The 12,111-nt window shown below is 61.5% G+C and carries 9 protein-coding genes; 2 read left to right on the top strand and 7 right to left on the bottom strand.

The features are described 5' to 3' along the window. Positions 1–36 precede the first annotated feature (36 nt). Positions 37–681: a hypothetical protein gene (locus tag AWB68_RS12200; RefSeq protein ID WP_087644612.1), complete on the top strand. Its 645-nt coding sequence runs from the start codon at positions 37–39 to the stop codon at positions 679–681. Between the two features lie 322 nt (positions 682–1,003). Continuing rightward, on the top strand, positions 1,004–2,287 hold the full coding sequence (locus AWB68_RS12195; protein WP_087644611.1) for a cystathionine gamma-synthase family protein: 1,284 nt from the start codon (positions 1,004–1,006) through the stop codon (positions 2,285–2,287). Between the two features lie 216 nt (positions 2,288–2,503). Here AWB68_RS12195 and AWB68_RS12190 read toward each other — a convergent pair whose 3' ends face one another. The 7 genes from AWB68_RS12190 to AWB68_RS12160 all read right to left on the bottom strand — a co-directional run bounded on the left by AWB68_RS12190 (position 2,504) and on the right by AWB68_RS12160 (position 11,722). Beyond that, positions 2,504–4,057 (bottom strand): amino acid adenylation domain-containing protein, encoded by a 1,554-nt coding sequence (locus AWB68_RS12190; protein ID WP_235028291.1) that lies wholly within the window; start codon positions 4,055–4,057, stop codon positions 2,504–2,506. 86 nt (positions 4,058–4,143) lie between these two features. Further along, a complete protein-coding gene (locus AWB68_RS12185; RefSeq protein WP_087644609.1) occupies positions 4,144–5,991 on the bottom strand; it encodes an alpha/beta hydrolase family protein in 1,848 nt (615 codons plus the stop codon). Between the two features lie 141 nt (positions 5,992–6,132). After that, positions 6,133–6,384 (bottom strand): acyl carrier protein, encoded by a 252-nt coding sequence (locus AWB68_RS12180; RefSeq protein ID WP_087644608.1) that lies wholly within the window; start codon positions 6,382–6,384, stop codon positions 6,133–6,135. A gap of 667 nt (positions 6,385–7,051) precedes the next feature. Then, positions 7,052–8,143: a galactofuranose ABC transporter, permease protein YjfF gene (gene yjfF / locus AWB68_RS12175; protein ID WP_087644607.1), complete on the bottom strand. Its 1,092-nt coding sequence runs from the start codon at positions 8,141–8,143 to the stop codon at positions 7,052–7,054. Beyond that, a complete protein-coding gene (locus AWB68_RS12170) occupies positions 8,143–9,177 on the bottom strand; it encodes an ABC transporter permease (protein ID WP_087644606.1) in 1,035 nt (344 codons plus the stop codon). Before AWB68_RS12170 ends, yjfF begins: the two co-directional genes overlap by 1 nt. Then, positions 9,174–10,691 carry a sugar ABC transporter ATP-binding protein gene (locus AWB68_RS12165; protein ID WP_087644605.1) on the bottom strand — a complete coding sequence of 506 codons (1,518 nt, stop codon included), beginning with the start codon at positions 10,689–10,691 and terminating at the stop codon, positions 9,174–9,176. The genes AWB68_RS12170 and AWB68_RS12165 overlap by 4 nt, the downstream gene beginning before the upstream one ends. A 62-nt stretch (positions 10,692–10,753) precedes the next feature. Next, positions 10,754–11,722 (bottom strand): ABC transporter substrate-binding protein, encoded by a 969-nt coding sequence (locus AWB68_RS12160; RefSeq protein ID WP_087644604.1) that lies wholly within the window; start codon positions 11,720–11,722, stop codon positions 10,754–10,756. Between the last annotated feature and the right edge of the window lie 389 nt (positions 11,723–12,111).

Raw genomic sequence — 12,111 nt, 5'->3', positions numbered from 1 at the left:
AGACGTTAGCGAGACAACCTTGCTGCAGAGAGATCAATGAAGAAAGGAAAGACAAAACTTACCCGCCAGGATGCTGAGCGCCTTTTCGAGGGTCTGCCCGGCGGGAACGCGAAAGTATCGAGCCGGCCCGAGAACCCATTCGAAGCAGGGGTATTCGAGGCGGTCGAGCGCGTCGACGACGAATCCAAACTCTGGAAGGACAACCTCATTACGCTTCCGATGGCGATCGAGTTGCCTGCTGGCTACGAGTCGGTATCCCGCCTGCGCGACGCGATGGTGCGGGCATGGCGCGTGAGGTGGGTGAGGGAGGGTAAGAAGGAGGTTGTCGCCGAGTTTCCTGAAGGATGGACAGCCGTCCGCCCCGAGAGCGGCCCTATAGCGTTGCGAGATCCGTCCGGCGTGGTCCGCGCCGTGTACGGGTGGGCCGAGGATGCCGAACTCCGGATTCTGCCACGGTATCTGGTTGAGTCACAGGCGAACAGTTCGAGCGGACTGGGCAGCTTGCTGGTCCGTGATCGCGGGAACGGTCAAATCCTTGAGAGATCGTCGATCTGGTCTGCTCAAACGGGCACCAACCATCCGGATTGGACCAGGCTGTCGGCGTGGCTCAACCTACGCTTTCCACAACATCAAGATCCGCTGCGATACTGGGAAGATTGCGAGGAAAACATTCGAAACTGAGGTGCCTTGTACGCGTGTCGGAGTTCACGCTCATCGCGGCTCCGGAGCGCCTTGCGAGCGTCGCGGCGAAGACTGCAATCACTGCGATACGCACGCTCAATTGGGGCGGCACCGAAGTGCGCCAATGAGCGGACCGATCGTCGTCCACATGCTCACTTTCATGCCGAGTGCAGCGATGCGGAATTCCCACAGGAGTCGGTCTCGACGGGACAAGTGATCGGCGTCGATGCGCTGGCACGCAGACTGGAAATTCTGTAGCGCAATGCACGCTGTGACTGCAACCGCCGTCCGACTTTCCCTCCGACCTGGCATGGAGCAAAGCATGGCCTATAGCAACTATCACAAGCGCAAGATCGCCGATCGGGATCTGCACCCCGAGACGCAGATGATGTCGTACGGCTACGATCCGTTCCTGTCCGAAGGGTCGGTGAAACCGCCGGTCTTTCTGACTTCGACGTTTGCGTTTCGCACCGCCGAAGACGGCGCCGAATTCTTCGATATGGTTTCAGGCCGCAAACCTTTGCCGGAAGGGGAAAGTGCGGGCCTCGTGTATAGCCGCTTCAATCACCCGAACCTCGAGATCGTCGAAGATCGTCTCGCGTTGCTCGACGGTTCTGAATCCGCGGTCGTGACGTCGAGTGGAATGTCCGCCATCGCCGCGATCCTGCTTGCGTTCCTGAGGCCCGGCGATTGCGTCGTTCAATCGGTGCCACTGTACGGCGGCACCGAGACGCTGATTTCGAAGTTCCTTCCGGAATGGGGCGTCAGCTCGCAGGTGATCGACGATGGGCTGTCGGCGGACGCCATCCGCGTTGCACTCGAAGCGGCGGCGCAAAAGGGTAACGTGCGGATGTGCTACATCGAGACGCCGGCGAACCCGACCAATGCGCTGTTCGATCTGGCGGGATTGCATCGTGAAATCGACGCGTTCGAGGAGCGTCACGGCTACCGTCCGCTTTCGGTGTGCGACAACACTCTGCTGGGCCCGTTGTTTCAGAAGCCTGCCAAACAAGGCATGGACCTGAGCGTGTATTCGCTGACGAAGTACATCGGCGGTCATAGCGATCTCGTCGCAGGCGGTGTCACGGGCAGCCGCAGCCTCATCATGAAGGTACGAGCGATCCGCAGCGCACTTGGCTCGCAACTCGATCCGCACTCGTCGTGGATGATTACCCGCTCGATGGAAACGCTCGTGCTGCGCATGGAGCAAGCCGCGCGAAGCGGCAGCACCGTAGCGCGATGGCTGTCGAGCAATCCGTTCAAGCCCGTCAAAGTTCTTCATTCCGAACTCATCGACGACCCGGCGTATCAGGCGGTCTATCGACGCCAATGCACCGGGCCTGGCTCGACGTTCGCCTTCGTCCTCGACGGTGGTCGCGAGCAGGCGTTTCGCTTCATCAATGGCCTGACGCTGTTCAAGTCGGCGGTGAGCCTTGGCGGCACGGAGTCGCTGGTCTGTCACCCCGCCTCAACGACGCATTCGGGCGTCCCCGCAGAGGCGCGCGCCGCGGCGGGTGTGTCTGAAGGCTTGATACGGGTGTCGGTTGGGCTGGAGCATCCTGACGACCTGATCGCTGACCTGTCGAACGCACTGGAACGCTGCTAACGCCATCGAGGTGGGTGGCGCCGTCAGACGTCTCGGCGTTGCTGCGCACGCATCGGCCCAGATCACCAGCAAGGGCAACACGGCCCGGAAAGGCACGTGGGCTGGGCGCATGGCGGTTACGCCCGCTCACGCCCGCGAATTCGCGCTCCGGCAATCAGCTCCGTTTGACGCCACGTTTTGGCTTGGCGTCGCGCAAGTCGCGGCGAAATGCGCCCCTTACGTGAGCAACTCGGCGAGTTTCTTGCGGTCGACCTTGCCGTTTACGTTCAACGGAAAGTTCTCGAGATGAACGCTCCGGTGCGGCAAGGCATAAGCTGGCAGACGCTGCCGGTATCGCGCGAGTAGTTCGCTCTCGTCGACCTTGGGATTCAGCAGGAACGCGACGAGTCCCTTTGGAGCGCCCGCCGGATCGCATGGCCATGCGAGCACGCAAACCAATACGGCGTCGCTGCACTTTCGCACGATATCTTCGATTTCCTGCAACTCTAATCGGTGACCAAAGAGCTTGATCTGCGTGTCGATGCGTCCGCGAAACAGCATGCCATATCGATCGGATACGCATGCGACGTCGCCGCTTCGATACCAGCGGGTGCCGTTTTGCCCGGGATAGTGATGCAGCAAGAACTTGCGGTGATCGTCCTCGCGGTCAGAGAGGTATCCACTGGCGAGCTGACTCCCTCCGAGCAAAAGTTCTCCACTGTTTCCGGAGCGAACCGGTTTCAGCTCCTCATCGACGACGACCGCTTCCTGCCCGCCAAGGGGCCAACCGATCGGCGTCACGGCAAGGCTTGTTTCCGCCAGGAACTCAGGCGTTACGTCGAAGCGAAAGCAAGCGACGGTCGCCTCGGTCGGCCCGTAGACATTGGCGACCTGCGTTGCGGGAGCGGCTTGCATCCATGCGCGCACGAGGTCGGTAGGCAGGGCTTCGCCGCCGAAAATCGAGATTCGCAAGCTAGGGAACGCGTTCGCGCGAAGCTTGCGAAATCGCTGCATGAAAATGCCGATAGAAGGTACGGAAAACCAATGGGTGATCCGCTGTTGCTTGACGAACTCGGCCAGATACAGAGCGTCCAGCGAGGCCGGAACGTGCAGGCAGCCGCCGTTCGCCCAACACACGAACATGTCATGCACGGACGGATCGAATGTGAGATCGGAAACCTGGCTGTATCGAGCGTCAGCCATTGGCGGAGTAAAGCGCAACTGGTTGGCGATGTACGCGCAGGCGCTCCCGTGGCTGACACTGACTCCCTTGGGAATGCCGGTGGTGCCCGAGGTGAAAAGAATATACGCCGCATCGCCGGCGGACCCGTTCGACCGGAGCGTGGCGCTCGTCGGCGCATCGTGCGAAGAGAACACGTCGTCGAACAATATGATGCGCACCGGGAAATCGATCAGAGGCAGTACCGCTTCCATATGTTCGCGGCAGCGTTCGTCGACGAGAATAATCGGGGTGCCGGCGCGCTTGATCATCGATGCGGTGCGTTCGGGGGGGAACGTCGGGTTGAGAGGCACATACGCCATTCCAGCCGCAAGAATACCGAGTACGCCGCTATAGGCACTCGCACTGCGGTGTGCGAACAACAAGCAGGACCGTATCGTCTGCCCCGGTATCCGGCTGCATTCGTCGATCAGCCGAGCCTTCACGCGAGAGGCGCAAGCGGCCAGCTCGGCGTAGCTTAAGGTTGCGCCATCCACGCAGAGTGCGGGAAGGCTTGGGTGACGCTCGACAGTATCGATGACGAAATCATGAAGCATGACGTTCCTGATCATTTCTTGATCGGCCGGGAATCGACTGCGGCGCCAGGAGCTTCGGCAGGTATGCGCGGACGCAAGCCTTTAGCGAAGCGCAATGAAGTCTAGCGTGTAGTCGGACACTGGGCTGATCCCACCTCGCTCAAATCCACTGGTTCGCTCAGCAGAGCGGCACGCGATCGATCGCCGTGTGACCAGTTTCCAGGTGCCGCAATGGTGTCGGCCTTTCGGGATTGCATAAACGCTTCGCAACGTTCGATCACTTTGGCCGCTGCATGCGGGCTCAGCAAGGCGTGATCGATCTCTGCCAGCACTTCCACCTTGACCTTGGCGCCGTTTGGCAGGCGCCTGCCATGCTTCCCAAACTGCGCATGCAACTGGTCGAGCCCGGCATCCAGTTCTCCGTACACCAGCAACGTGTCCACGCCTTTACGCTGAAGCGCGAGTACGACGCCGCGCGGGTCGTTTGCGGGCGGATCGCTTCGCAAATCCAATGCGTTGTCCAATCTCGAACGCAACCGGGCCGCGGCGTGGCCAATGATGGCGCGGGCGATCGGCGTCAGACTGCGTTCGCCGCGAAAGACCTTGCGCCATCTGGACCAATCGGATAGTGACGAAGCATACCCGGCCATCGAATTCATTGAGGAAAGCGCCATTCCCTTGGGAACATAAAACCTTTGCAAATTCACCGCGATCACTCCTGTGATCGCAGGCTCGACCAAGGCGGCGCGCAGCGTCGCATAGGCGCCCGAGCAAACTCCGAACGACACCACGTCCGCATAGCCCTGCGTCTCAAGCCAGGCAGCAGCGCGCGCAATGTCTTCGACGATTCCGTTTGAATGTATCGCGTCGCTTGGATTGCTCGGCATTTGATCGGGCGGCAAGGGGGCGCTATCGCCGAAGCCACGTGCATCGATGCGCAGCGATGCAAAGCCCTGGCGCGCCAGCGTTCGCGCGATGCGAACCGAAAGACGACTGTCACCCACGTGCGCATTCGCCGATGTGTTGGCTATGAGCAGCACGGAGTCATGGCGGTCCACGCCACGCGGCTCGCAGAGAATGGCGAACAGACCTGGCGCGCCGTAGAAGACCGGACGTTCAACCGAATGCACGGTTCGAATTGACGGCGCGGCATTCCGGGCTGCGGCCAGCGGAGTACGAGCCGACGGGCTTTGCCTCATGCTGCCAGCGGACGCCCAGTTGACGACCGTCGCCAGCGCCTCACGTGGCATGACTGAAAAGGCGGTTTGCTGCATGAATGCGCTATAGCCTTCGAAAATGCGGCACTCGGTATCCGAGCCCAGGCGGCGCAATGTCTTATGCAGCTTCTCGCTCGCACCGCTTGTCACATCCAGAATGAGCGACCGGTCAGCTAGCGGGACGCGACGGGACTCGAACGCGTCCGCGATATCGAGTGCGCAAAGCTGCGCGACATGCTCGGCTCGATAGATCTGTCCAAGCACGTTAAGCTCGCCGCCATCAGGCTGAGCGTCACGGATCGGAGCAGGCAGTTGGTCAAGCCAGGTTTTACGCAAAAGGGAAAGTTCGCGTATGTAACGTCTGCCGTCGACGATGGGCGCAAGGAGTATTAACGCGTTCACGAAGGAGCGGCATGCAGCGAGCGCGGCGAAGGACGCTCCCAGACGGAAGCCGCAGAGGGTCACGTCTGTGATCCGGGAGTCTTCCTTGAGCTTTGCAACGGCCGCACATACGTCATCGACCGCTGCATCGATGATGTTGTTCGATTCTTCCGCGTCGGCCGAGTCACCGGTGCCGATGTAGTCGAATCGCAGAACGGTGAAGCCGTGCGCGCACAATTGCTCGGCGAGCGTCCTCAGAGCCTTCCTGCTCCACGTGTCCTCATGGCCATAAGGGCTGCACAGCACAATACCGCGGGCCCCGGTTCCCGCATGAAGCCATCCAAAGCGGTCGCCGAATACGATGGGTTTCATTCAGCTCCTCTCGACTTGGAGGGTGATCTCATTACGCTCAGCGACCGAGTGCGACTAGAGAGCAAGGATTTGTTTCCGCCAGTCAGTCATGCGAGTGCCGCCGCATGATCCTTGCTGAGTCGAACGGCAAGGAATCTCGACTCACAATGTTTGTTCATTGCGCCTTGACGCTTGAACAGCGCGATGAAGTGAGTCGATGCTTTCAAATAGCTTCGGTGTCATTGCCTCGTCGGAAATTTCGATTCCGAAATGCGATTCGATCGCCATGATTACCTCGATCGTCGTCAAAGAGGATAGCCCGGCCGCGAATAAATCATCGTCGTCTCGCAACGATTCCACAGGGACTTGCAAATTCGCGACCTCCTTCAAAATCCGCCTTATTTCTTCTTTCATGTGTAGTCGCTTCAATAGTAAAAATCGGCAGTATTTTCTCCGGGACGTTATTTTTTACGAAACACTGTCAGTAAAAAATCCTTATTAAGCAAAATAATTGGGTAAATTTGACCACAATCCTTCGTCTTTTATGCGAAGAACCATCGAAATTGAAAAATCCGCGAAGGTCTCAGTGAATACGACTAGCAGAGTGGGCTCTGTGCGTTGCCGAACATTGGACGCGAAGCGCCGCCGATTTTTCGGTACGTGGAATTGCACATGCGGCTTTCACCAAGTGATACGGCGGAACGCGATTCTTTCGCAGCGCCGGACGTGTTCGGAGGGAAGAATGTGGGCAAACATGCGCATTTTGCGGCTGCGAAGTTGTGGTCGCGACGCCGCCCTGCTGTTCGCAGGCGACACGCGCGACGAACGCGAGGCCCAGGCCCTGAGCCGCCACCTTTCGCGCGGGCCGAGAAGAACATGCAGCGCGACAGGCCATGCGTGGATGATGACAATGTCCGACGAACGCGCGCTCGAATTAGTGTCGAGAACCGGCTTCGTAGGTGAATCAAGAGGGATGCGATTTGAGAAGTCCGTCCCACCGGGCGTGATTTGATCGCGTTCCGATCGTTTTGATATCTGGTTAATATCTCCAACGCCGAACGAGTTTCTTCAAAGCCCCACCCTAAAGAACTCGCCCCCGCCGAATCAGCCGCACCGGCCCTGACCCCACTCGCGTCGCCGAAGCCTGCCCCGCGCTTCTCTCCCTGGCGACGACATGCGCCCCCGTCCCGCCCGACTTCCGCCTTGCCGCGTGCCGCTCGATCACCCTCTGAAGCAGGCAGAACGCGCAAAGCAGCGCGCCGATCACGATCCGCGTCCACCACGAGCTGAGCGTTCCATCGAAGGTGATGAGCGTCTGAATGGTCCCGAGGATCCCCACGCCGAAGACCGATCCGATCACATATCCCACGCCCCCCGTGAGCAAGGTTCCCCCGATCACCGTCGCGGCGATGGCGTCGAGTTCCATCCCCTGTCCCTGCAAGCCATAACCCGACAGCACGTACAACGTGAAGACCAGTCCGCCGAGCGCGGAGCACAACCCGCTCAGCGCATACACGCCGACCTTGGTCCGTGCGACCGGCAACCCCATCAGCAGCGCCGAGCGCTCGTTGCCGCCGATCGCATACACGTTGCGGCCGAAGCGCGTGTAATGCGCGACAAAAATCGCCGCGACGAGCGTGGCGATCGCGATCAAGGAGCCTGCCGTCAGCGACCCGCTGCCGATCTGCACGTGAAAGCCTGAGATCGCGTGAAAGACTGGGTCGTTGATCGTGATCGACTGCGTCGTGATGAGAAAGCATGCGCCGCGCGCGAGGAACATGCCGGCCAGCGTCACGATGAACGGCTGCAACCGGAAGAAGTGGATCAGCGCGCCCATCGCCGCGCCGTACAGCGCGCCGAGCAGGAGGATCAGCGGCACGATCACCCATACCGGCCAGTGCAGGCGTTCGGTGAATACGGCGGCGAGGATCGTCGTGAGCGCGACCACCGATCCCACCGACAGATCGATCCCGCCCGATACGATCACGAACGTCATGCCGATCGCGACGATCAAGAGAAACGCGTTGTCGACGAGCAGGCCGAGCAGCACCTGCAACGAGAAGAATCCGGTGTACATCACCGAGCCGAAGCCAAACAGCACCGCAAACAGCACGACAGTGACGACAATCGGCAACGTGCGCGGGTCGAGCAGACGGTCGAGGTGTTTTCTCATCAGGCAACCTCGCTCAGGGACTTGGCCCGGTGACTCGGAAATAAGCGCCGCATCTGCTTGCCGAGCACCGCGCGCGCCGTCGCGGACTGGATCACGCTGACCACCAGAACCACCGCCGCCTTCACGACCAGCGTCGCCTCGGGCGGCACGCCGATCGAGTACGTGGTGTAGGTGAGCGTCTGGATGATGAGGGCGCCGAGCACCGTGCCCGCCAGGCTGAAGCGCCCGCCGAGCAGCGACGTGCCGCCGAGCGTCACGGCGAGAATCGCGTCGAGTTCGAGCAGGAGGCCAGCGTTGTTGCCATCGGCGCTGCGCACGTTCGAGCTGATGAGAATGCCCGCCAGCGCCGCCGTCAGCCCTGAAAACGTATAGACGCCAAACACGATCGCCGCCGAGCGCAGGCCGACCAGACGCGTCGCGACCGGATTGATGCCGATCGCGCGGATGAACAGCCCGAGCGCCGTGCGGTTCATCAGTAGCGCGGTCACGGCGACCGCCGCGATCGCCACCCACACCGAGCACGGCACGCGCGCGAGATACCCGCCACCGACGGCCAGATACCCGGCCGCGTCGATCGGGATGATCTGGCCGCCCGTCAGCAACTGCGCGACGCCGCGTCCGGCCACCATCAGGATCAGCGTGGCGATGATCGGCTGCATGCCGACGAAGGCCACCAGCAAGCCGTTCCACATGCCCGCCAGCACGCCGACGCCGACGGCGGCGAGGAGGGCGGCACCGACCCGCGAAGGGTCGTCGGCGAGCAGGCTCGCGGCCGTCGCGCCCGCGATCGCGACCACGGCGCCCACCGAGATGTCGATGCCGCGCGTCGCGATCACGAGCGTCATGCCGAGCGAGACGAGCACGAGCGGCGCGGCGCGGTTGAGGATGTCGATGGGCGCGCCGAACAGATGTCCGTCGAGCATCGTGACCGAGAGGAAGTGCCGGTTCTGCGACAGGTCCAGCAGGCACAGCAGGACGAGCGTGAACGCCGGCCAGACGAGCGGATGCTGCAACATCGCCTTGACGCGCTTCATGGATTTCCCCCTCCGGCGATCAACTGATAGACCTGGTCCTCGGTCGCCGCATTGCCCGCGACTTCCGCCACCTTGCGACGGTCGCGCAGCACGGCGATCCGGTGGCTCACGCGCACCACCTCGCTCACTTCCGACGAAATGAACAGGATGCCCAGCCCCTTCGCGCACAGCGCGAGCACGCGGTCCATGATCTCGAACTTCGCGGCGACGTCGATGCCGCGCGTCGGTTCGTCGAGTATCAGCATCTTCGGTTCGGTCGCGAGCCAGCGCGCGAGCAGCGCCTTTTGCTGGTTGCCGCCCGACAGCAGGCCGATCGGCTGCTCGGCGTCGCGGGCCTTGATGCCGAGGCGCTCGATATAGTCGTCGGCGATCTGGCGCTGCTTCGCGCGGCTGATGTTTCGCCACCAGCCGCGCCGCGCCTGCAACGCGAGGATGATGTTCTCGCGTAGCGAAAGCTCCGCGACGATGCCTTCCTTCTTGCGATCCTCCGGACAATAGCCGATGCCGTGGCGCACCGCATCGCGCGGCGAATGGAGCTTCACCGGCTTGCCGGAAATGGTCATCGCGCCCGAGTCGGCGCGTTCGGCGCCGAACAGGAGCCGCGCCGTCTCCGTGCGGCCGGAGCCGAGCAGCCCGGCAAGGCCGAGGATCTGGCCCGGTTGCACGTCGATATCGACGGGATTCATCAGCCCGCGCCGGCCGACCTCGCGCATTTCGAAGAACGGCGGCACGGCGGTCTTCTGCGCCGGCGGTTCGGTCGCGGCGCGCTTCATGCGCTCGGTCATCCGCTCGTGGCCGACCATCTTCGAGACCAGCAATTCCACCGGCAAGTCGGCCGCGAGATATTCTCCCTCGCGCTCGCCGTTGCGCATGACGGTGATGCGGTCCGAGATCGCGTAGGTCTGTTCGAGAAAGTGCGTGACGAACAGGATTCCGATGCCGGACTGCTTCAGCTTGCGCAAGACGTCGAAGAGCCGCGCGACTTCGCTGTCGTCGAGGCTCGATGTGGGTTCGTCGAGGATCAACACGCGCGCATCGACCGACAGTGCCCGCGCAATCGCGACCATCTGCTGCACGGCGATCGGGTAGGTGTCGAGCGACTTGGTGACGTCGAGCGAGACATTGAGTTCGGCGAGCGCGGCTTCAGCGCGCGCATGGATCGACTTCCAGTCGATCGCGCCGCGCCGCTTTGGTTGCCGGCCGGCGAACACGTTCTCTGCCACCGACAGGTTCGTGCACAGGTTCACTTCCTGATACAGCGTGCGGATGCCGGCCGCTTCGGCTTCGAGCGGCGTCGAGAAATTGACGGACTGGCCGCCGAGCAAAATCTCGCCCGCCTCGTGCGAATGCACGCCGGTCAATACATTGATGAGCGTCGACTTGCCGGCGCCGTTCTGTCCCATGAGCGTGTGGATTTCGCCGGGGAAGAGCCGGAAGTCGACGTTCTGAAGCGCTTTCACGCCGGGAAAGGTCTTGCAGAGGCCGATGGTTTCGAGAATCGGAGAGACGGTCATGAGCGCGGCCGGAAGGGGTCAAACGGCGGCCCGCCGCGTTGCGCGGCGGGCCGGTGCGACGCTCAGTACTTGCGCTGCGGCAGCACCTGCGCGGCGACGCTCATCGGGAACACGGTTTCTTCCGTGACGATGCGCTTGGGCAACTGCTTGCCCGCGACCACGTCCTTCACAGCGGTCATCAGTTGCGGCCCGAGCAGCGGGCTGCATTCCACATCGACGTTGATCTTGCCCGCGATCATCGCCTGGAAGCCGCCCTTGGTTGCATCGAACGAGACGACGCTCACGTCCTTGCCTGGCTTCCAGCCGGCTTCTTCCATCGCCTGGATGGCGCCGAGCGCCATGTCGTCGTTGTGCGCGTAGACCACGTTGATCTTTTTGCCGTAGGTCTTGATGAACGCTTCCATCACCTGCTTGCCGCCCGCGAGCGTGAAGTCGCCGCTTTGCGAGGCGATCACCTTGAACTTCGGATCGTTCTTGATGACTTCGAGCAGGCCTGCGCGGCGGTCGTTGGCCGGCGCCGAGCCGACCGTGCCTTGCAACTCGGCGATGTTGATCGGACCCGGCTCGTTCTTGTAGCGCTCTTCGAGCCACTTGCCGGCGCGCCGTCCTTCCTCGAGGAAGTCCGAGCCGATCATGGTCACGTAGAGCGAGGTGTCCTTCACGTCGATGTTGCGGTCGGTGAGGATCACGGGGATCTTCGCGTTCTTCGCTTCGATCAGCACCGGCTCCCAGCCGGATTCGACCACTGGCGAGAAGGCGATCACATCGACTTTCTGCGCGATATAGGAGCGGATGGCCTTGATCTGGTTTTCCTGCTTTTGCTGGGCGTCCGAGAACTTCAGGTTGATGCCGGCGTCCTTTGCCGCGGCTTTCACGGAAACCGTGTTGGCGGTGCGCCATGCGCTTTCGGCGCCGACTTGCGCGAAACCGAGGGTGATTTTCTTGTCGTCGGCGTGGGCGGTTGTGCCGAACGCCAGCATCAGCGCGGAACCGATGATCGCGCCCAGCGCGGCGCGTCGTGAATGTGTCATAGCTGTCTCCGATGTAGTTGTTCTTTAAGTGTCGTTATGGTGAGCAGCGCCGCTTTTTTGGTCACGCTTTTGCAACGAATATCGGCACGTACCGGGATGGAGATTAGCGCCACTGCCGATGACGGTCCAATCAGTTAATTCTTCTCTCCGATACCGAATTTGATATACGGGGAAACGCGATGAGGGAAAACCAGACGCGGGAGATGGGTCGCTGGCGCTGGGGGCGGGGGTGGGGTGGGTTGGTTTGGTTTGGGTTTACACCGTTTGATGCGCTTGGGCTTCCATGGAACTTGTATTGGTTTTGGTTTATTCGCTCTGCCCCTGTCCGGGGCGGGACTCACTTTCTTTGCTGCTGCAAAGAAAGTAAGCAAAGAAAGCAGCTTTCCAAC

The sequence above is a fragment of the Caballeronia choica genome (assembly GCF_001544535.1).
In the GTDB taxonomy this organism is placed as follows: Bacteria; Pseudomonadota; Gammaproteobacteria; order Burkholderiales; family Burkholderiaceae; genus Caballeronia; species Caballeronia choica.
This window is presented reverse-complemented; position numbering and strand designations above follow the sequence as displayed.